Source organism: Paracoccus sp. 228, from assembly GCF_000967825.1.
Lineage (GTDB): Bacteria > Pseudomonadota > Alphaproteobacteria > Rhodobacterales > Rhodobacteraceae > Paracoccus > Paracoccus marcusii.
Window position 1 is genome coordinate 59491 of sequence record NZ_JYGY01000003.1, and the last position, 19093, is coordinate 78583.

Consider the following 19093-nt stretch of genomic DNA (forward strand, 5'->3'; position numbering starts at 1 on the left):
CCGGGGGCCAGATGACCGAGATCCTGCTCAAGACCCTGCCCTTCTTCGCCCTGATCGGGCTGGGCTGGGTCGCCGCCGCCACGCGGTTCTTTCCCGCCCAGGGCGCGGCCTGGCTGACGAAATTCGTGTTCTATTTCGCGCTGTCGGCGATGCTGTTCCGCTTTGCCGCGGGGGTCGATCTGGGTCGGCTGTTCGATCTGCGCTTCGTGCTGGCCTATCTGTCGGGATCGTCGGCGGTCTGGGCGGTGGGCCTGTGGGTCGCGCGCGCCCGCGGCCTGGGCCTGGCCGAGGCCGCGATGGAGGCCCAGTGCTGCATGATCGGCAACACCGGCTTTCTGGGCGTGCCGATGCTGGTCGTGCTGCTGGGCCCGGCGGCGATCGGGCCGGTGCTGATGGTGCTGATCATCGACATGCTGGTCTTTTCCACGCTGATCACGCTGATCGTGCATGCCTCGCGCAATGGCGGGGTCGGCGTCGCCGCGATTGTGCCGGTGCTGCGCGGCATCGCCGCTAACCCGATGATCCTGGCGATGGTCGCGGGCCTGTCATGGGGCGGGCTGGGCCTGCCCATGCCCGCCGCCCTGGACGAATTCCTGTCGATCCTGGGGGCCGCCGCCACGCCGGGCGCGCTGTTCGCCATCGGCGCCAGCTTGGCGGGGCGCAGCCTGGCGCGACTGGCCCCGTCGGCCTGGCTGTCGGGGGCCAAGCTGGTCCTGCACCCGGCAGCCGTGGGGCTGGCGGCCTGGGCCTTCGGGGTCGATCCCGTGTCGGCGGGAGTCATGGTGGTCGCGGCGGGCCTGCCGGTCGCGGGCAACGTCTATATCCTGGCCCAGCATTTCGGGCTGGCGCAGCAGCGGGTGTCGACCGCGATCCTGATCTCGACCGCGGCCAGCATCCTGACCATCCCCGCGCTGATCCTGCTGATCGGGGCCTAGGCCCGCGCGGCCAGCATCGCCTCCTCCAGGATATCCAGCGCCTGCGCGAATTGGTCGTTCGGGATGGTCAGCGGCGCCAGGAAGCGGATCACGTTGCCATGCACCCCGCAGGTCAGCAGCAGCAGCCCCCGCGCCAGCGCCTGTTCGCGCACCCGCGCGGTCAGGCCCGCATCGGGCCCGTCCGGGCCGATGAACTCGGCCGCGACCATGAAGCCCGGGCCCCGGATGTCGGCCAGTTCCGGCATCTGCGGCCGGATCGCCTCCAGCCGCGCCTTCAGCGCCGCGCCCAGGCGGTCGGCGCGTTCGCACAGGCCCTCCTCCTCGATCACGTCCAGCACCGCAAGGCCTGCCGCGATCCCCAAGGGGTTGCCGCCATAGGTGCCGCCCAGGCCCCCCGGCTCGGCCGCGTCCATAATCTCGGCTCGGCCCGTGACCGCGGCGATGGGCAGCCCGCCGCCCAGACCCTTGGCCATGGTCACCAGATCGGCGGCGACGCCGTGATGCTCCATCGCGAACAGGCGGCCGGTGCGGGCGAACCCGGTCTGCACCTCGTCGGCGATCATCACGATGCCATGCCGGTCGCACAGCGCGCGGATTGCCACGACGAAATCGGTGGGCGCGGGATAGAAGCCCCCCTCGCCCTGCACCGGCTCGAACACGATGGCGGCGACGCGGGCGGGGTCCAGGTCGGCCTTGAACAGCTTGTCGATGGCGGCAAGGCTTTCTTCGGTGGTGACCCCATGCAGCGGGCAGGGGAAGGGCGCGTGAAAGACGTCGGGCATCATGCCGCCGAAGCCCTTCTTGTAGGGGACGACCTTGCCGGTCAGCGTCATTCCCATGAAGGTCCGCCCGTGGAACGCGCCGGTGAAGGCGATGACCGCATCGCGTTTCGTGGCCGCGCGGGCGATCTTGACCGCGTTCTCGCAGGCCTCGGCCCCGGTGGTGACAAAGATCGTCTTCTTGGCGAAATCGCCGGGGGTGGCGTCGTTCAGGCGCTCGGCCAGGCGGACATAGTTCTCATAGGGCAGAACCTGGTGGCAGGTATGCGTGAACGCGTCCAGCTGGGCGCGCACGGCATCGATCACGCGGGGGTGGCGGTGGCCGGTGTTCACGACCGCGATGCCGGCGGCGAAATCGATCAGGCGGTTGCCCTCGATGTCGGTGACAGTGGCGTTTTCGGCATGTGCCGCGAAATGGTCGGTCATCACGCCCACGCCGCGGGCCATGGCGGCGCGGCGGCGGGCGGCGGTTGCCGCGTTGGTCGCGGCGTCGGTCAGGTCCTTCATGGTGCATCCCTCCCTGGATGGATGGTCCAAGGGTGATCCTTTCGCGCGCGTTTGCCAACGGCGAACTTCGCCTCGACGCAGGCGGCGGGGCGGGCTATCCCCGGACGCGCACGTTCAAGGGAGGGAACCGGACATGCGCGACATCGCGGATCTGAGGCTGTCGAACATCCTGCTGGCGGTGGACGACGAGGGCATCGCCCGCGTCACCCTGAACCGCCCGGCCAAGCGCAACGCGCTGGACCTGGCCACCATCGAGGAGCTGATCGACATCTTCACCACCCTGCCCCGCGCGGGCGTGCGCGCCGCGATCCTGGACGCGGCGGGCGATCATTTCTGCGCCGGGCTGGACCTGGTGGAGCATCACCGCGAGGATCGCAGCGCCGCCGATTTCATGCAGGTCTGCCTGCGCTGGCACGATGCGTTCAACCGGATGGAATATGGCGGCGTGCCGGTCATCGCCGTCCTGCAGGGGGCGGTCGTGGGCGGCGGGCTGGAACTGGCCAGCGCCGCGCATATCCGCGTGGCGGGGCCCGGCACCTATTTCGGCCTGCCCGAGGGGCAGCGCGGCCTGTTCACGGGCGGCGGCGCAACGATCCGCGTGGCCGACCTGATCGGCAAGGCACGGATGATCGACATGATGCTGTCCGGGCGCCTCTATCGCGGGGCCGAGGCCGTGTCGGTGGGGCTGTGCCAATACATGGTCGACGACCCGGCCGCCCATGCGCTGCAGATCGCGCGCAAGGCGGCACAGAACCCGCCGCTGTCGAACTTCGCCATCTGCTCGGCCATCAGCCACATGCAGAACATGAGCGCGCTGGACGCCGCCTATGCCGAGGCCGCCGTGGCTGGCGTCGTGAACACCCAGGCCGTGGCCCGCGACAGGCTGGCGGCCTTCGCCGGCGGAACCGCGGACAAGATCAAGCCCGTCTGACAGGGGCGCCATGTCGCGTCGCGGGCCTTGGGCCCGTGCCGCGGCAGCGGTCAGCCGGGGCTCGATGCCCCGGCCGACCGCTCCTCGCTCAGGGCATCAGGGTCAGGACCAGCGTGACCACCCCGCCGATCGCCAGGAACCCCAGCAGCACGAAGACCCCGTCCCGCGCCAGCAGGCCGAACGCCAGCAGGCTGACCACCACGCCCATCAGCGACGAGGTGAAGGGAATGAATTCCAGCAGCGGCATCACCAGCCCACAGCACAGGCAGATCCCCTGCACGATCCAGCGCATGGGCCGGCGCACCAGCGGGGTCAGCCGCTCGTGGCTGACCCGGTCCAGGAACCGCGCGGGCTTCTCCATCCAGTCCAGCGCCTTGCGCAGCCGGTCGCCGGACACCTGCCGCCGCATCAGGAAGCCCGGCAGCCAGACGTGATCGCGCCCGATCAGCATCTGCGCCGACACCAGCGCGATCAGCAGGCCGCAGATGCTGGAGAACAGCGGCACGCCCGACAGGGGCGACGCCACCGCAAAGGCCGGGATCATCAGGTTGGGGGGCAGCGAATCCTGGCCCAGGGCCTCGGCGATCTGTCCGACGCTGACCTTGTCGCCCTCGGCCCCCTTGCGCACGCGGCCGACCAGATCGGTGATGACGGTGTCATCGCTCATCGCATTCTCCTGCTTGTCGGGGGTGCAACGCATGGACGCGTCGCGGGGTCCGCGCTCAGCCCGCGCGGCGTGCGGCGGTCAGCAACCGGTCCAGCGACTGCAGAAACCGTGCCCGGTCGGCCTTGCCGAACCCCGCCCCGCCGCCCTTGTGGAACGGGTCCGCCGCGCGGATGTCGGCCATCAGGTCGCGCGTGGCCAGCCGTGGGCCGATGTTGCGCACGTCCAGCACCTCTCCGGCATGGGTCAGCACCGCCGCCCCCGCCTTGATGCAGCGATCCGCCAGCGGCAGGTCGCCCGTCACCACCACGTCGCCGGGACCGCAGCTGTCGGCGATCCACTTGTCGGCCTCGTCGGGGCCCGCGGACACGATCTGCAGCCGGACCAGCGGATGCGTGGGCATCCTGAGGCCCCCGTTGCAGACCAGCACCATGGGCACACCCATGCGGACGGCCACCCGCTCGGCCTCGGCCTTCACCGGGCAGGCATCCGCATCGATGAACAGCGTGGTCATCAGTCGCGCAGCAGCTCGTTGATCGAGGTCTTGGACCGCGTCTGCGCGTCGACCCGCTTTACGATCACCGCACAGTACAGGTTCACGCCGTTCTTGGACGGCATCGTGCCCGACACCACGACCGACCCCGCCGGAACCTCGCCATAGGTCACGCTGCCGGTCTCGCGGTCGACGATCTTGGTCGACTGGCCGATATAGACGCCCATCCCCAGGACCGATCCCTCGCGCACGATGCAGCCCTCGACCACCTCCGAACGCGCGCCGATGAAACAGTCGTCCTCGATGATCGTCGGCCCCGCCTGCAGCGGCTCCAACACGCCGCCGATGCCCACGCCGCCCGACAGGTGGACGTTCTTACCGATCTGCGCGCAGGACCCGACGGTGGCCCAGGTGTCGATCATCGCGCCCTCGCCCACATGGGCGCCCAGGTTGACGAAGGACGGCATCAGCACCGCGCCCTTGCCGATGAACGCCGATCGCCGCACGATCGCGCCCGGCACGGCGCGGAACCCCGCGCGGCGCCAGTCGTCCTGGGTCCAGCCGTGGAACTTGGACGGGACCTTGTCCCACCACGAGGTGCCCTGGGGACCGCCGGCCATCTCCTCCATGTCGTTCAGGCGGAAGGACAGCAGCACCGCCTTTTTCGCCCATTGGTTCACGTGCCAGTCGGCGCCGCGCTTTTCGGCCACGCGCAGGGCGCCGCTGTCCAGCTGGTGCAGGGTCTCGCGCACGGCCTCGCGGGCTGCGCCCTGCGTGTCGGGGGTGATCTCGGCGCGGGCCTCCCACGCGGTTTCGATGGCTTGTTCCAGGTCTTGAGTCATCTTGGCCTCTTGCTGCTGTCGCGTCCGGGTGGAAACTGTTGCCTGTGGGCTATAAGCATCAACCAATGCCCGCGCAATCCGCGCATCCCCCACCCCGAGGCCTTGATGACCGATACGACCGAACAGGACCGCGCCCACACCCTGCCCGCCAGCAGCCGCGACGCGGCCCGCGCCCGGCACGTGCCCGACACGCCCCAGACCCGTGCGCCGTCCTATCAGCTGGCCTTCAGCGACCGCGACTTTCTGCTGCGCGAGGAGCTGCGCCCCGTCCGCCTGCAGCTGGAGCTGCTGAAGCCCCAGATGATCATGGACGAACACGGCATCGAATCCACCGTGGTGATGTTCGGCGGCGCGCGCATCCCGGCGCCCGACGGCGCGGCCCGCGACGCCCGCAGCCCGGCCTTGGCCGAACTGTCGAAATACTATACCGAGGCGCGCCTGTTCGCCCGCCTGATGACCGAACGCAGCCTGGCGCAGGGCGGCAAGGACCTGGTCATCTGCACCGGCGGCGGCCCCGGCGTCATGGAGGCGGGCAACCTTGGCGCGCAGGAGGTCGGCGGCCAGTCAATCGGCCTGGGCATCGTGCTGCCGCACGAGCAGGCGCCCAACCCCTATGTCACGCCGGACCTGTGCTTCAACTTCCACTATTTCGCGATCCGCAAGATGCATTTCCTGATGCGCGCCCGCGCCATCACGGTCTTCCCCGGCGGCTTCGGCACCCTGGACGAGCTGTTCGAGGCGCTGACCCTGATCCAGACCGGCCGCATGGCCCGCATCCCGGTCCTGCTGTTCGGGGCCGAGTTCTGGGACGGCATCATCAACTGGCAGGCCCTGGCCCGCGCCGGCACGATCAGCGCATCCGACCTGGACCTGATCCGCTATGTCGAGACCGCGGACGAGGCGGTGGCGATCATCGACGCCTGGTCGCCGGAATGAAACGCTTGCATCGCGCCCGTGGCCCGATCATGCAGATCGCATGACACGCGCGCTGGACGATCTGGGCTGGGGACCCTTCTTTGCCGATCAGGTCACCGATGACGATGCGGGGCTGGTGCCCATGCGCATCGCCGCGGTGCACCGGTCGCGGCTGATGGCCGAAACCGGGGCGGGCCAGGTCCGGCTGGACCTGCCGCTGCATGCCACGACCGCAGACTTTGCGGTGGGCGACTGGGTGCTGGCCAAGGGCGACACGCGCGTGGTGGCCCGCCTGCTGGACCGCCGCGCCCTGCTGCGTCGCCGGACCGAGGGGGCGGATGCCCGCCAGCTGATCGCCGCCAACGTGGACACGCTGTTCGTGGTCACGTCGTGCAACGACGATTTCAACCCGGCGCGGCTGGAACGCTATCTGGCCCTGGCGAACGAGGCCGGGACGGACCCGGTGATCGTGCTGACCAAGATCGACAAGATCGACAAGGTCGACGACCCGTCGGACTGGGTCGACCGTGCCCGCACCCTGCAGCGCGGGCTGCAGGTCGTGGCGCTGAACGCCAAGTCGCCCGATGCGGCGGCCGTGCTGGCGCCCTGGTGCGGACCGGGGCGGACGGTCGCGCTGGTGGGTTCGTCCGGGGTGGGCAAATCCACGCTGCTGAACACACTGTCGGGCCGCGATGCCCAGGCCACAGGCGAGATCCGCGAATCGGACGCCAAGGGGCGGCACACCACCACCGCGCGGTCGCTGCATCCGGTGGCGGGCGGGGGCTGGGTCATCGACACGCCCGGCATGCGCACGCTGCACGTGGCCGATGTCGCCATGGGCATCGAGATGCTGTTCGCCGAGATTACCGAACTGGCCCCCCATTGCCGGTTCCGCGACTGCACCCATGCGCACGAACCGGGCTGCGCGGTGCAGGCGGCCGTGCGCGCCGGCACGCTGGACGCGGACCGTCTGGAACGCTGGCGCAAGCTGCACGACGAGAACCGCGACAACACCCCTGTCCAGACCGGACCCCGCGGCAACCGCACCACCCTGCCCCGCGGCGGCAGGCGGCGCTGACGGTCACTGCTCCCGCAATCATGTTGCAGGCGCTGGGGGAAAGGTCGTCCTTGGCGGACGTTTCCCGGTTTGGGCAACCCCTGCTGCTGCAAGCGTCGTCGAACAGCCAAGCACATAGGCCGCAACCTGCATCACGATGGTACAGGTCGCCGATGAAGCCACACTGTAAATGCGACGAACAGGGCCAAGGGTCACGCGCCAAAACTGTTTGTGCGCGGCGGGGCCAAACGCATCGCAGACAGGCCTTTGGACCGGACGACAGGCAAAAACTCCCGTGACGCCGCGGCGGCGATCACCGCCAAACGCACTGTAGAGCGTGCCATCCGCACAGGAGGTCGCCGTCTAGCAGCCTGCCGGTGGCAGGTGCCGTGACCGGCCCTGCGGCAGGTTCAGACGGGCTGTTCTAGGCGGTTTCCGCCGCAATCTGGGCGCGGGACTTGCGGCCGCGTTCTGTCGCGGATTTCAGCTGACCGCAGGCGGCCATGATGTCCTCTCCGCGCGGGGTGCGGATCGGGCTGGCATAGCCCGCATTGTGGATGATGTTCGCGAAGGCATGGATGCGGTTATTGCTGGACCGCTTGTAGGGGGCGCCGGGCCATTCGTTGAACGGGATCAGGTTGATCTTGGCCGGGATGCCCTCGATCAGCTTGACCAGGCGGTGCGCGTCCTCGTCGCTGTCGTTCACGCCCGCCAGCATCACGTATTCAAAGGTGATCCGCTCGCTGTTGGTCAGGCGGGGATAGTCCCGCAGCGCGGCCAGCAGCGTCTCGATATTCCAGCGCTTGTTGATGGGGACCAGGCGGTCGCGGACCTCGTCCGTCGTGGCGTGGAAGCTGACCGCCAGCAGGCAGCCGATCTCCTGCGCGGTGCGGGCGATCTCGGGGACGACGCCGCTGGTCGACAGGGTGATGCGGCGGCGCGACAGGGACAGGCCCTCGTTGTCCATCACGACCTTCATCGCGTCGCGGACGTTCTCGAAATTGTACAAGGGCTCGCCCATGCCCATCAGGACGATGTTGCTGATCAGCCGCGTCTCGTCCTTGGGGGCGCCCTGGACGGGCCATTCGCCCAGATCGTCGCGCGCCAGCATCAGCTGGCCGACGATTTCCCCGGGCGTCAGGTTGCGCACCAGCTTCTGCGTGCCGGTATGGCAGAACGAACAGGTCAGCGTGCAGCCCACCTGGCTGCTGACGCAGAGCGTGCCGCGGCCCTCCTCGGGGATGTAGACGACCTCGACCTCGTGGCCGCCGGCGATGCGGACAAGATACTTGCGGGTGCCGTCGCTGCTGACCTGACGGGTCACCATCTCGGGCAGGCTGATCTCGAAATTGGCCGCCAGCAGGGCGCGGTAATCCTTGGCCAGGTTGGTCATCTGCGCGAAATCGCGCACGCCCCAGTGATAGACCCACTGCCAGACCTGGCCCACGCGCATCTTGGCCTGACGCTCGGGCGTGCCCGCCGCGACCAGGGCGTCCAGCAGCTGCGCCCGCGTCAGGCCGACGATGTTCGTCAGCCCGCCCTGGGGCAGCTTGCGCGGAAGCGTCATCACGTCCTGCGTGATCGGCGCAGACGGGGTCTGATCGGTCATGAAGATCACCGGTGTTGGAACGGCCAAAGGGGCGAAAGACAGCCACATATGCGAAAGCGGGCCCGAAATCAACCGGCCCGCCCCCTTGGTTCCGTCAGGACTGCAACCTTGCGGTTACTGGCAGCGCTCGCGTGCGCTGTTGGTCGCGGCGGTGATGCCCGACAGGCTGAACGTGTCCTTGGTCGTGGTGCCGCGTGCCGAACGGCCGGTCACGACAGCCGACGAGCCGCCGCGCAGGGCCGCGATCATCGCCTCGTCGTCGGACGGGCTGCCGGTCCAGGCGCTCTCGCCCTCGGTGAACAGGTTGAACGTGCGGCCGCCTACATCGACCTCGACCGTCGAATCCGGGGCGAAGGGATAGCCGCCGCTGAAGCTGACCTCTCCGTTCTGGCCGGGACGATAGGCGACGTACAGGCGGATGTCGCCGCGCGTCACCTCGGTCGGCTGACCGTCGCGGGTGTTCAGCGTGGATTTCGGGGGCGAGACTGCCCAGCATTCGCGCGGGTTGTCGGCCGCGAAGACTGTCCAGTCCCCTTCGGTCGCCACGACGTTGCTGGATTCTTGCGCAACCGCCGTGCCCAGTCCGGCGATCAGGACAAGGCTGGCGCCCATGCCGCGCAGGGTGGTGGTAATCATGCTCTGGCCTCCTGCCAATTCAATTCGCCGCTTCGCCCGGCGTTCTTCCTGATTGCTGTGGTCTTTTCAACCATCTGTCGTCAGGATAGCGAAAATCGCCGCCCGTTAAAGGCTGCGCAAGCACAATCGCGCAATTGTCAGGGAGAAAACATGCGGTCCGCAGAAATGATCGAACTGTGGCGCGGCGACATGCGCGAAAGCATGCATGCCGGCCATGCCGTGATCTGCGATGCCCATGGCGTGGTCGAGGCCTGGGGACGACCCGGGCAAGTGATCTATCCGCGGTCGTCGTGCAAGATGATCCAGGCGCTGCCGCTGATCGAAAGCGGGGCCGCCGATGCGGCGGGCCTGACCGACCGCCAGCTGGCCCTGGCCTGCGCCAGCCATTCGGGGGCGGCGATGCATGTCGCGGCCGTGGACGGTTGGCTGACCGGGCTGGGCCTGGGCGAGTCCGACCTGCGCTGCGGCAGCCACATGCCGCGCGACCCGGAGGAGAACCGCCGCCTGACCTGTTCGGACACCGCGCCCTGCCAGCTGCACAACAACTGTTCGGGCAAGCATGCGGGCTTTTTGACGCTGAACCGCCACCTGAAGGGCGGGCCGGATTATGTCGAGCCCGACCACCCGGTCCAGCGCGCCGTCAAGGAGGCCTTCGAGGCGGTCACCGACGAGGAGAGCCCCGGTTTCGGCATCGACGGCTGTTCGGCCCCGAACTGGGCCTGCACGGTCGAGGGGCTGGCCCGCGCGATGGCGCGGTTCGCCAATCCCGGAGCGGACAGGCGCGGGCAGGCCATGCGGCGGCTGGTGGACGCGATGCGCAGCCACCCCGAGATGGTCGCGGGCGAGGGTCGGTCCTGCACCGAGCTGATGCGCGCGATGGGGGGCGTCGCGGCGATCAAGACCGGGGCCGAGGCGGTGTTCGTGGCGATCCTGCCCGACCAGGGCCTGGGCGTTGCGCTGAAGATCACCGATGGCGGCACCCGCGCCAGCGAGGCCGCGATCACCGCGCTGCTGATCCACCTGGGCGTGCTGGATGCGGCCCATCCGGCGGCGCAGGCGCTTCTGGACGGACCGATCCTGAACTGTCGCGGCATGGTCACGGGCAACCTGCGCCGCGCGCCGGGCTTTCCCGCCTGAGGGCCGTCACATCCCCGACATGGAGCCGTGCTTTACTGTGCGGCACGGGATGCCCCCGTCCCGTTCCCGTGCCCCGAACCGGCGCCCCTTGGCAAAGCGGGCGCCGGATGCGCGGTCTCAGATCATCTGCCAGATCAGCCGACCCGCCAACAGGGTCGAGGTCACGACCAGCAGCGGCTTGATCAGCCGCGCGCCGATGCGCGAGGCTAGCCGCGCGCCCAGCATTGCCCCCGCGATCTGCGCCGCCCCCATCGCCATGCCCAAAAGCCACAGCGGCTGGCCGACCAGCGCGAAGGCCCCCAGCCCGCCCAGGTTCGACGCGAAGTTCAGCAGCTTGGTATGGGCCGTGGCCTTCAGAACCCCGTATCCGGCCAGCGTGACAAACCCGATCATGTAGAAGGCCCCGGCCCCCGGCCCGATCAGCCCGTCATAGAAGCCCACGAACGGCACCACCGTCGCCGCAAAGACCAGGGGCGTCAGGCGGCGCGTGCGGTCCAGGTCGTTCAGTCCGGGTTTCAGCGCAAAGAACAACGCGATGCCGATCAGGATGACCGGCAGGATCAGCCGCAGCCCGTCGGTGGGGATCGCGCTGACCAGCACCGCCCCCGCGGCCCCCGCCGCCCCCGCGATCAGCGCGGATTTCCACTGGCTGCGCAGATCGACCAGACCCCGCGCCGCATAGCTGAGCGCGGCCGTCCCCGCGCCGAAGACGCCCTGCACCTTGTTCGTGGCCAGCGCCTGCGCGGGCGACAGTCCCGCCAGCATCAGGATGGGCAGCGTGATCAGCCCGCCCCCGCCCGCGATGGCATCGACGAAGCCTGCGGCAAAGGCCGCCATCATCAGCAGCATCACCAGGTCGGCGGTCAGTTCGAACATCATCGGGACTTTCGGTGGGGCAATCGTCGCAGGGGCATTTGAACAAAGGAGAAATCAGGGGGTGACGAAATCCTCGTCCGCGAAGCCTTGCAGGTACAAGAGCGCGGTCAGGTCGCCGTGGTTGATGCGGATCTGGGCCTGGGCGGCGACCGCGGGTTTCGCGTGCAGCGCCACGCCGGCACCCGCCAGCTGGATCATGCCCAGGTCGTTGGCGCCGTCGCCCACCGCGATCGCGTTCTGGGGCGTGGTGCCGAGGCGGGCGGCGACCTGGGTCAGGGCATCGACCTTGGCCTCGCGGCCCAGGATGGGCAGGGCGACCTGCCCGGTCAGCACGCCGTCCTGCGCCAGCAGCGTGTTGGCGCGATGTTCGTCAAAGCCCAGGGTCTGGGCCACGGCCCGGGTAAAGCTGGTGAAGCCCCCCGAGACCAGCGCGGTATAGGCCCCGTGCGCGCGCATGGTCGCCACCAGCACGGCCCCGCCCGCGGCATAGGTGATGCGTTCGGCCAGGACCTGGGCGATGACCGCCTCCGGCAGGTTCGCCAGCAGGGCCACGCGTTCGGTCAGCGCGGCGTTGAAGTCCAGCTCTCCGTTCATGGCGCGGGCGGTGATCTGGGCCACGCGGGGGCCAAAGCCCGCCATGTCGGCCAGTTCGTCGATGCATTCCTGATCGATCATGGTCGAATCCATGTCGGCGATCAGGATGCGCTTGCGCCGCCCGCCCGCGGGCTGGATCGCCAGGTCGATGCCGATGGCCTGCAGGTCGGACCAGACCTGGCCCGAATCGCCCGGAAGCACCGCGATGTCGAATTCGGCGGCCACGCCCGGCGACAGCCAGCGCGTCACGTCGCCGCCCCACCGGTCGGCCAGACCGCCGGGCAGGGCATCATCCAGATTGGCTGCGGCAGGCGCCGCGATCAGCGAGACGGTGAACATGGGCGCGGTCCTTGTGCGGTTGCCTGCGGGTGTAGGACAAAGTTTTTTCTTGCGCCAGAGCGGGAGGGGCCTTAGGTCGGTCCGTGGGACACCCCTCCCCAACGAGGGGCTTTTTAGCTGGAAGGCTAGTCACATGACCGATCATGCGATCCCGGCTGCGCGGCCGGAAAATCCGCGCTTTTCTTCGGGCCCCTGCGCCAAGATCCCCCATTATTCGCTGGACATGCTGTCGGACGCGCCCCTGGGCCGGTCGCATCGCGCCGCCGTCGGCAAGTCCAAGCTGGCCGAGGCCATCGAGCTGACCCGTGCGGTCCTGGGCGTGACGGCCGATTACCGCATCGGCATCGTCCCCGGTTCCGACACCGGCGCGGTCGAGATGGCGATGTGGACCCTGCTGGGCGCCCGCCCCGTCGAGATGCTGGCCTGGGAAAGCTTTGGCGAAGGCTGGGTCACGGATGCCGTGAAACAGCTGAAGCTGGACGCCACGGTCCGCAAGGCCGATTACGGCAAGATCGTCGATCTGGCAGAGGTCGATTTCGACAAGGACGTCGTCTTCACCTGGAACGGCACCACCAGCGGCGTGCGCGTGCCGAACGGCGATGCGATACCCGCCGACCGCGCGGGCCTGACCATCTGCGACGCGACCAGCGCGGCCTTCGCCATGGACCTGCCCTGGGACAAGCTGGATGTGGTGACCTTCAGCTGGCAGAAGGTGCTGGGCGGAGAGGGCGCGCATGGCGTCCTGATCCTGTCGCCGCGCGCCGTCGAACGGCTGGAGACCTATGTCCCTGCTTGGCCGCTGCCCAAGATCTTTCGCATGACCAAGGGCGGCAAGCTGATCGAGGGCATCTTCAAGGGCGAGACGATCAACACGCCCTCGATGCTGGCGGTCGAGGATTACCTGGTCGCGCTGAAATGGGCGCAATCTCTGGGCGGGCTGTCGGCACTGATCGCGCGGGCGGATGCCAATGCGGCTGCTGTGCGCGATTTCATCGCGGACAAGGACTGGATCGCCGATCTGGCCGAGGATCCGGCCACCGCGTCGACGACCAGCGTCTGCCTGAAGTTCACCGATCCGGCGATCAAGGACGGCGCGGCCTTTGCCAAGGCTGTGGCCAAGCGCCTGGAGAAGGAGGGCGTGGCGCTGGACGCCGGCGCCTATCGCGACGCACCTGCGGGTCTGCGCATCTGGTGCGGATCGACGGTCGAGACCGCCGATGTCGCGGCACTGATGCCGTGGATCGAATGGGCGTACCGCGCCGAACTGGCCGCGCAGTGATCCGAGAGGCCGGGGGCCTTGCGCCCCCCGGACCCCCCGCAGGATATTTTTCTGAAGAAGAAACAAGGCGTCCGCGAGGCTGTGCCCGGATGCCGCATGACAAGGACTAGTCCCATGCCGAAGGTTCTCGTGTCCGACAAGCTGTCGGAAACCGCCGTCCAGATCTTCCGCGATCGCGGCGTCGAGGTGGATTACCTGCCCGATCTGGGCAAGGACAAGGAGAAGCTGGCCGAGGTGATCGGGCAGTATGACGGGCTGGCCATCCGGTCGGCGACCAAGGTGACCGAGAAGCTGCTGGAAGGCGCGACGAACCTGAAGGTGATCGGCCGCGCGGGCATCGGGGTCGACAACGTCGACATCCCGGCCGCCAGCAAGAAGGGCGTCATCGTGATGAACACGCCCTTCGGCAACAGCGTCACCACCGCCGAGCATGCCATCGCGATGATGTTCGCGGTCGCCCGCCAGCTGCCCGAGGCGAGCGTCAGCACCCATGCCGGCAAGTGGGAGAAGAACCGCTTCATGGGGGTCGAGCTGTTCAACAAGACCCTGGGCGTGATCGGGGCAGGCAATATCGGCTCGATCGTGATCGACCGCGCCCTGGGGCTGCACATGAAGGTGCTGGCCTATGACCCCTTCCTGTCCGAGGAGCGGGCGCGCGAGATCGGCGTGACCAAGGTCGAGCTGGACGAGCTGCTGGGCCGCGCGGATTTCATCACCTTCCACGTGCCGCTGACCGACAAGACCCGCAACATCCTGTCGCGCGAGGCCATCGCCAAGCTGAAGAAGGGCGTGCGCATCATCAACTGCGCCCGCGGCGGCCTGGTCGACGAGGAGGCGCTGGCCGAGGCGTTGAAGGACGGGCGCGTGGCGGGTGCCGCATTCGACGTCTTTGCCGTCGAGCCCGCGACGGAAAGCCCGCTGTTCAACCTGCCCAACGTCGTCGTCACGCCCCACCTGGGCGCCGCCACGACCGAAGCGCAGGAGAACGTCGCCCTGCAGGTCGCCGAGCAGATGTCGGACTATCTGCTGACGGGCGCGGTGCAGAACGCGCTGAACATGCCCTCGGTCACGGCCGAGGAGGCCGCGGTGATGGGCCCCTGGATCAAGCTGGCCGCGCATCTGGGCGCCTTCGTGGGCCAGATGACCGACGAGCCGATCAAGGCGATCAACGTGCTGTATGACGGCGTCGTGTCCGAGATGAACCTGAACGCGCTGAACGCGGCGGTGATCGCCGGCGTGATGAAGGCGTCGAACCCGGACGTGAACATGGTGTCGGCCCCGGTCATGGCCAAGGATCGCGGCGTGCAGGTGTCCACCACCAAGCAGGACAAGGCCGGCGCCTATGAGGGTTACGTCAAGGTCACCTGCGTGACCGAGACGCGCGAGCGGTCCATCGCGGGCACGGTGTTCAGCGATGGCAAGCCGCGCTTCATCCAGATCCGCGGGATCAACGTTGACGCCGAGGTGGGAAGCCACATGCTGTACACCCGCAACAAGGACGTTCCCGGCGTCATCGGCGCGCTTGGGATGACCCTGGGCGATCTGGGCGTGAACATCGCGAACTTTACCCTGGGGCGGGCCGCCAACGGGGCGGATGCCATCGCGATCCTGTACCTGGATGAGGCGATCAGCGACGAGGCCTTGGCCACGCTGCAGAACACCGGCAAGTTCCTGCAGGCCCGCCGGCTGCAGTTCGAGGTTTGACCTCGGCCCCGCACGCCCTTACCCAAGGGGCGTGCGGACCTTCCCTGCCGCGCGCCACGGCCAGGTGACAGATGCGACTTTATGCGATCGGCGACATTCACGGACAACTGGACCTGCTGAAGGCCGCGCATCAGCGGATCTTCGACGACGGTGGGCCTGATGCGGTCATCGCCCATGTGGGCGACCTGATCGACCGCGGTCCCGATTCGCGCGGCGTGGTGGAACACCTGTTGCGCGGCCAGCAGGCGGGGCGGCCCTGGATCGTCACCCGCGGCAATCACGACCGCTTCCTGCCCGCCTTCCTGAACCAGCCCGACTGGATCGACCCGGGACTGTCGTCCGGACAGCATTGGGTGGACCATCCAGGTCTGGGCGCGGCCGCGACGCTGCGGTCCTATGGCGTGGACCCGGATCAGCCGCGCGATGCGCTGCTGCGCGATGCGCGGGCGGCGGTTCCTGCGGATCACGCGCGGTTCCTGGCGGCACTGCCGCTGTGGTATCTGCATCCGCTGGCGCTGGTCGTGCATGCGGGCATCCGTCCGGGCATCGACCTGCAGGACCAGGCCGAGGGCGACCTAGTCTGGATCCGCCAGGGGTTCCTGGACAGCGACGTCGATTTCGGGCCGCTGGTCGTGCACGGGCACACCGCACTGGAGGCTCCCGCCCTGTACGCAAACCGCCTGAACCTGGACGGGGGCGCCGCCTATGGCCGGCCGCTGTCCGCCGCCGTCATCGAACCGGGTGCCGTGCACCTGCTGACCGAATCGGGCCGCCAGCCCCTGTTGCCGGAGTAGACCATGCGCCTTGTCCTGACCCTTGCCCTGACCCTTGCCCCCCTGTCGTTGCAGGCCGAGGAGGTCGGCCGCGTCGGCGTGGACTGGGTCGGCAACGATGTCGTCATCGAGGCGATTAAGGACCCCGAGGTGCCGGGCGTGACCTGCCACCTGGCTTATTTCAGCCGCTCGGTCCTGGACCGGCTGAGCCAGGGCAACTGGTTCGAGGATCCGTCCAACAGCGCGATCCAGTGCACCCGCACCGGGCCCATCGACGTCAGCGCCCTGACCCCCGGCGAGGGAGAGAACGTGTTCAGCGAGGGGCGTTCGCTGGTGTTCAAGTCGCTGCGGGTGCAGCGCATCTATGACGCCGACAACCGCGTGCTGGTCTATCTGGCCCATGCCAACCAGGTCAGCGAGGGGTCGGCCAAGATGTCGATGGCGACCGTGCCCCTGACGGCGGACGACATCGCCCCCTGATCGCCTGCCGGTGGACAGGACCGTCGCGGCGCGCTAGAAGGCGCGCTGACTTTTGTTGATCCCTGACACGAACGATGGATACCGCCCGGATGCAGGCCCAAAGCCGCCACGCGAAATACAGCCTGGGACAGGTCGTCCGGCACCGTTCGCGGCCGTTCCGGGGGGTGATCTTCGACGTCGATCCCGAATTCGCCAATACCGAGGAATGGTACGAATCCATTCCCGAGGATTCGCGCCCCGACCGTGACCAGCCGTTCTATCATCTGTTCGCCGAGACCGAGGCGACCTACTACGTGGCCTATGTGTCCGAACAGAACCTTGAACTGGACGTGTCGGGCGAACCGCTGGACCACCCCGAGGTCGGGGACATGTTCAGCGCCTTTCAGGACGGCCGCTATTTCCTGGCGGGACCGGTCAACTAGGCGTCGACCTCCATCTGGGCAAAGGGGATGCTGAAGGCCAGATAGTTCCGGCTTTCCTCGCGGTAATAGCACAGGGCCTGCGTCAGGTCCTGAATCAGGAACCAGCCGAAGCCGCCTTCGGGCAGATCATCCGCGACCATCGGTGGCAGGCTGCGCGGCAGCAGGCAGTCGTCCGGCAGCGAGATCCCGTCATCGGTCAGCGCGCAGGCCAGGCCCGAACTGTGACGCACGATGCACAGGTGGATCACCGGCAGCCGTGCCTGTTCCGCCTGGCCCAGCGGGGCGTGTTCAGCGACGTTGTTCATCACCTCGGCCAGGACCAGTTCCAGCCGGCCCAGGGTGTCGTCGCCCACCTCTCCGCGGAAACGCTGGCGGACGTCCTGCAGGGTGTCGCGCACGATCATCGGATGGGCGTTCAGGACGCGGTGGAACATCGGCTGCGTCAGTGCGGATGCACGGTTTCCGATGCCCGGATCGGAGCGTTCACTGGGTGTCATTCTCGTTGCTCCTTCTGAGCGGTGCGGGGCTGAGCGGTGCGGGGCTGGATGTCGAACACGCTGTCCATCCGCGTCAGGCGGAACACGCGTTCGACATTGGGCGTCAGCGCGAACAGCACCAGCGCCAGGTTCTCGGGCAGGCTCTTGCGGACGGCGATCATCGCCCCCAGGCCAGAGCTGTCCATGAAGTCCACCGCCGCCATGTCCATGTGCACCGGCTTGCGGTTCTTGACCACGATCTCGCGCAGCTTGTCCTTGAACAGGGTCGCAATCGCCGCGTCGATCCGGGGTTCCGTCACCGTGATGTTCAGATGGGATTCGGCGTCTTCGACGATGAACTGCATGATTCCGGGCCTTCCTTGCGCATCTGCATCCTTGACTAGACCCCAAAGGTTACGATCCGGTAAGCGCGAGGACAGATCGGGGGGAAAGATCATGACAATTCAGGACATCTACGTGCTGGGGGCGGCGCGCACGCCGATGGGCGGGCTGATGGGCGCGCTGTCGGGGGTGTCCGCGGCCGATCTGGGCGGGGCGGCCATCGCCGCGGCACTGGCGCGCGCGGGCGGGCCCGCGGTCGATGCGCTGTTCATGGGCTGCGTCCTGCCCGCGGGCCAGGGCCAGGCCCCGGCGCGGCAGGCGGGCTTTGCCGGGGGGCTGGGGCAGGAGGTGCCGGCAACGACGCTGAACAAGATGTGCGGGTCGGGGATGCAGGCCGTGATGATGGCGTCCGATGCCATCCGCGCCGGCAGCGCCGGTATCGTCGTCGCAGGCGGCATGGAGAGCATGTCGAACGCCCCCTATCTGCTGCCCAAAATGCGCGCCGGGGCGCGCCTGGGGCATGCACAGGCGTTGGACCACATGTTCCTGGACGGGCTGGAGGATGCCTATGACAAGGGCCGCCTGATGGGCACGTTTGCCGAGGATTGCGCCGCGGAATTCGCCTTTTCCCGCCAGGCGCAGGACGACTACGCCCTGGCCAGCCTGACGCGCGCACAGGATGCCATCGCCGGCGGCGCGTTCGCGACCGAGATCACACCCGTCACCGTGCCCGGCCGCGGCAAGGTCACCGTGGTCGACACCGACGAACAGCCCGGCCTGGCCCGCCCCGACAAGATCCCGCTGCTGAAACCCGCGTTCCGCGACGGGGGCACCGTGACGGCGGCCAACAGCTCGTCCATCTCGGACGGGGCGGCGGCGCTGGTGCTGGGCGGTCGGGCGCAGGGCGCCGTCGCGCGCATCGTCGGCCATGCCAGCCACGCCCAGGCCCCCGGCCAGTTCCCCACCGCGCCCGTGCCCGCCGCCGAAAAGCTGCTGGCGCGGATCGGATGGGACAGGGACAGCGTCGATCTGTGGGAGGTGAACGAGGCCTTTGCCGTCGTGCCGATGGCCTTCATGGCGCGGATGGGCCTGTCCCATGACCGCGTGAACGTGCATGGCGGAGCATGCGCCCTGGGCCATCCGATCGGCGCGTCGGGGGCGCGGATCATCGTCACGCTGATCCATGCGCTGCAGGCGCGGGGGCTGCGCCGGGGCGTGGCCGCGATCTGCATCGGCGGAGGCGAGGGAACCGCGCTGGCGGTCGAACTGTGCTGATCTGCCTGCCAAACCGGCAGGCTGCCCC

General features: G+C 68.5%; 21 protein-coding genes. 11 read left to right on the plus strand and 10 right to left on the minus strand.

Annotated elements, in window-relative coordinates:
* Nucleotides 1–11 precede the first annotated feature (11 nt).
* Nucleotides 12–935, plus strand: a complete 924-nt coding sequence (locus tag SY26_RS09980; RefSeq protein ID WP_046000413.1) for an AEC family transporter — start codon at nt 12–14, stop codon at nt 933–935.
* Here the strand turns inward: SY26_RS09980 and SY26_RS09985 are convergent.
* On the minus strand, nt 932–2221 hold the full coding sequence (locus SY26_RS09985; RefSeq protein WP_046000414.1) for a 4-aminobutyrate--2-oxoglutarate transaminase: 1290 nt from the start codon (nt 2219–2221) through the stop codon (nt 932–934). The two genes, SY26_RS09980 and SY26_RS09985, sit on opposite strands and share 4 nt — an antisense overlap.
* A 133-nt stretch (nt 2222–2354) precedes the next feature.
* Here SY26_RS09985 and SY26_RS09990 point away from each other — a divergent pair, with 133 nt between their 5' ends.
* Complete coding sequence (locus SY26_RS09990) at nt 2355–3152, plus strand: crotonase/enoyl-CoA hydratase family protein (RefSeq protein WP_046000415.1); 798 nt, start codon at nt 2355–2357, stop codon at nt 3150–3152.
* Nucleotides 3153–3240: 88 nt separating this feature from the next.
* On the opposite strand, the gene SY26_RS09995 is transcribed toward SY26_RS09990, so the two are convergent.
* The 3 genes from SY26_RS09995 to dapD are packed head-to-tail and all read right to left on the minus strand — an operon-like array spanning nt 3241 to nt 5151.
* Complete coding sequence (locus SY26_RS09995; protein WP_046000416.1) at nt 3241–3819, minus strand: exopolysaccharide biosynthesis protein; 579 nt, start codon at nt 3817–3819, stop codon at nt 3241–3243.
* Nucleotides 3820–3874: 55 nt separating this feature from the next.
* On the minus strand, nt 3875–4330 hold the full coding sequence (locus SY26_RS10000) for a YaiI/YqxD family protein (protein WP_046000417.1): 456 nt from the start codon (nt 4328–4330) through the stop codon (nt 3875–3877).
* Complete coding sequence (dapD, locus tag SY26_RS10005; protein ID WP_045983067.1) at nt 4330–5151, minus strand: 2,3,4,5-tetrahydropyridine-2,6-dicarboxylate N-succinyltransferase; 822 nt, start codon at nt 5149–5151, stop codon at nt 4330–4332. Before dapD ends, SY26_RS10000 begins: the two co-directional genes overlap by 1 nt.
* 105 nt (nt 5152–5256) lie before the next feature.
* Here dapD and SY26_RS10010 point away from each other — a divergent pair, with 105 nt between their 5' ends.
* A complete protein-coding gene (locus SY26_RS10010) occupies nt 5257–6087 on the plus strand; it encodes an LOG family protein (protein WP_046000418.1) in 831 nt (276 codons plus the stop codon).
* A gap of 40 nt (nt 6088–6127) precedes the next feature.
* A complete protein-coding gene (gene rsgA, locus SY26_RS10015) occupies nt 6128–7144 on the plus strand; it encodes a ribosome small subunit-dependent GTPase A (protein WP_046000419.1) in 1017 nt (338 codons plus the stop codon).
* A gap of 403 nt (nt 7145–7547) precedes the next feature.
* Here rsgA and rlmN read toward each other — a convergent pair whose 3' ends face one another.
* Together rlmN and SY26_RS10025 are read right to left on the minus strand one after the other, a co-directional pair.
* Nucleotides 7548–8732, minus strand: a complete 1185-nt coding sequence (rlmN, locus tag SY26_RS10020) for a 23S rRNA (adenine(2503)-C(2))-methyltransferase RlmN (RefSeq protein WP_046000819.1) — start codon at nt 8730–8732, stop codon at nt 7548–7550.
* 114 nt (nt 8733–8846) lie between these two features.
* A complete protein-coding gene (locus SY26_RS10025) occupies nt 8847–9368 on the minus strand; it encodes an invasion associated locus B family protein (RefSeq protein WP_046000420.1) in 522 nt (173 codons plus the stop codon).
* A 150-nt stretch (nt 9369–9518) separates the two neighbouring features.
* Between SY26_RS10025 and SY26_RS10030 the strand changes: the two genes are divergently transcribed.
* Nucleotides 9519–10505, plus strand: a complete 987-nt coding sequence (locus SY26_RS10030; protein WP_046000421.1) for an asparaginase — start codon at nt 9519–9521, stop codon at nt 10503–10505.
* Nucleotides 10506–10622: 117 nt separating this feature from the next.
* Here the strand turns inward: SY26_RS10030 and SY26_RS10035 are convergent, their stop codons facing one another.
* Nucleotides 10623–11381 carry a TSUP family transporter gene (locus tag SY26_RS10035; protein ID WP_045983076.1) on the minus strand — a complete coding sequence of 253 codons (759 nt, stop codon included), beginning with the start codon at nt 11379–11381 and terminating at the stop codon, nt 10623–10625.
* Nucleotides 11382–11435: 54 nt separating this feature from the next.
* Complete coding sequence (serB, locus tag SY26_RS10040) at nt 11436–12314, minus strand: phosphoserine phosphatase SerB (protein ID WP_046000422.1); 879 nt, start codon at nt 12312–12314, stop codon at nt 11436–11438.
* A gap of 133 nt (nt 12315–12447) precedes the next feature.
* On the opposite strand from serB, the gene SY26_RS10045 reads away from it, so the two are divergent.
* The 5 genes from SY26_RS10045 to hspQ all read left to right on the plus strand — a co-directional run bounded on the left by SY26_RS10045 (nt 12448) and on the right by hspQ (nt 16972).
* On the plus strand, nt 12448–13593 hold the full coding sequence (locus tag SY26_RS10045; RefSeq protein WP_046000423.1) for a phosphoserine transaminase: 1146 nt from the start codon (nt 12448–12450) through the stop codon (nt 13591–13593).
* A 114-nt stretch (nt 13594–13707) separates the two neighbouring features.
* Nucleotides 13708–15297 (plus strand): phosphoglycerate dehydrogenase, encoded by a 1590-nt coding sequence (gene serA / locus SY26_RS10050; RefSeq protein WP_046000424.1) that lies wholly within the window; start codon nt 13708–13710, stop codon nt 15295–15297.
* Nucleotides 15298–15368: 71 nt separating this feature from the next.
* On the plus strand, nt 15369–16091 hold the full coding sequence (locus SY26_RS10055; RefSeq protein ID WP_046000425.1) for a metallophosphoesterase: 723 nt from the start codon (nt 15369–15371) through the stop codon (nt 16089–16091).
* Between the two features lie 3 nt (nt 16092–16094).
* Nucleotides 16095–16550 (plus strand): CreA family protein, encoded by a 456-nt coding sequence (locus SY26_RS10060; protein ID WP_046000426.1) that lies wholly within the window; start codon nt 16095–16097, stop codon nt 16548–16550.
* A 74-nt stretch (nt 16551–16624) separates the two neighbouring features.
* Entirely contained in the window at nt 16625–16972 is a 348-nt protein-coding gene (gene hspQ / locus SY26_RS10065) for a heat shock protein HspQ (protein ID WP_369799424.1), read from the plus strand.
* Here the strand turns inward: hspQ and SY26_RS10070 are convergent.
* Both SY26_RS10070 and SY26_RS10075 read right to left on the minus strand, forming a co-directional pair.
* Nucleotides 16969–17469 (minus strand): ATP-binding protein, encoded by a 501-nt coding sequence (locus SY26_RS10070; protein ID WP_045983053.1) that lies wholly within the window; start codon nt 17467–17469, stop codon nt 16969–16971. The genes hspQ and SY26_RS10070 overlap by 4 nt on opposite strands.
* Entirely contained in the window at nt 17466–17813 is a 348-nt protein-coding gene (locus SY26_RS10075) for an STAS domain-containing protein (RefSeq protein ID WP_045983052.1), read from the minus strand. Before SY26_RS10075 ends, SY26_RS10070 begins: the two co-directional genes overlap by 4 nt.
* Before the next feature lie 91 nt (nt 17814–17904).
* On the opposite strand from SY26_RS10075, the gene SY26_RS10080 reads away from it, so the two are divergent.
* Nucleotides 17905–19065 (plus strand): acetyl-CoA C-acyltransferase, encoded by a 1161-nt coding sequence (locus SY26_RS10080; protein ID WP_369799425.1) that lies wholly within the window; start codon nt 17905–17907, stop codon nt 19063–19065.
* Nucleotides 19066–19093 lie beyond the last annotated feature (28 nt).

Coding starts and splice junctions, on each gene's coding strand:
- SY26_RS09980 (WP_046000413.1), top strand. CDS start 12: ATGACCGAGATCCTGCTCAAGACCCTGCCCTTCTTCGCCCTGATCGGG.
- SY26_RS09985 (WP_046000414.1), bottom strand. CDS start 2,221: ATGAAGGACCTGACCGACGCCGCGACCAACGCGGCAACCGCCGCCCGC.
- SY26_RS09990 (WP_046000415.1), top strand. CDS start 2,355: ATGCGCGACATCGCGGATCTGAGGCTGTCGAACATCCTGCTGGCGGTG.
- SY26_RS09995 (WP_046000416.1), bottom strand. CDS start 3,819: ATGAGCGATGACACCGTCATCACCGATCTGGTCGGCCGCGTGCGCAAG.
- SY26_RS10000 (WP_046000417.1), bottom strand. CDS start 4,330: ATGACCACGCTGTTCATCGATGCGGATGCCTGCCCGGTGAAGGCCGAG.
- dapD (WP_045983067.1), bottom strand. CDS start 5,151: ATGACTCAAGACCTGGAACAAGCCATCGAAACCGCGTGGGAGGCCCGC.
- SY26_RS10010 (WP_046000418.1), top strand. CDS start 5,257: ATGACCGATACGACCGAACAGGACCGCGCCCACACCCTGCCCGCCAGC.
- rsgA (WP_046000419.1), top strand. CDS start 6,128: ATGACACGCGCGCTGGACGATCTGGGCTGGGGACCCTTCTTTGCCGAT.
- rlmN (WP_046000819.1), bottom strand. CDS start 8,732: ATGACCGATCAGACCCCGTCTGCGCCGATCACGCAGGACGTGATGACG.
- SY26_RS10025 (WP_046000420.1), bottom strand. CDS start 9,368: ATGATTACCACCACCCTGCGCGGCATGGGCGCCAGCCTTGTCCTGATC.
- SY26_RS10030 (WP_046000421.1), top strand. CDS start 9,519: ATGCGGTCCGCAGAAATGATCGAACTGTGGCGCGGCGACATGCGCGAA.
- SY26_RS10035 (WP_045983076.1), bottom strand. CDS start 11,381: ATGTTCGAACTGACCGCCGACCTGGTGATGCTGCTGATGATGGCGGCC.
- serB (WP_046000422.1), bottom strand. CDS start 12,314: ATGTTCACCGTCTCGCTGATCGCGGCGCCTGCCGCAGCCAATCTGGAT.
- SY26_RS10045 (WP_046000423.1), top strand. CDS start 12,448: ATGACCGATCATGCGATCCCGGCTGCGCGGCCGGAAAATCCGCGCTTT.
- serA (WP_046000424.1), top strand. CDS start 13,708: ATGCCGAAGGTTCTCGTGTCCGACAAGCTGTCGGAAACCGCCGTCCAG.
- SY26_RS10055 (WP_046000425.1), top strand. CDS start 15,369: ATGCGACTTTATGCGATCGGCGACATTCACGGACAACTGGACCTGCTG.
- SY26_RS10060 (WP_046000426.1), top strand. CDS start 16,095: ATGCGCCTTGTCCTGACCCTTGCCCTGACCCTTGCCCCCCTGTCGTTG.
- hspQ (WP_369799424.1), top strand. CDS start 16,625: ATGGATACCGCCCGGATGCAGGCCCAAAGCCGCCACGCGAAATACAGC.
- SY26_RS10070 (WP_045983053.1), bottom strand. CDS start 17,469: ATGACACCCAGTGAACGCTCCGATCCGGGCATCGGAAACCGTGCATCC.
- SY26_RS10075 (WP_045983052.1), bottom strand. CDS start 17,813: ATGCAGTTCATCGTCGAAGACGCCGAATCCCATCTGAACATCACGGTG.
- SY26_RS10080 (WP_369799425.1), top strand. CDS start 17,905: ATGACAATTCAGGACATCTACGTGCTGGGGGCGGCGCGCACGCCGATG.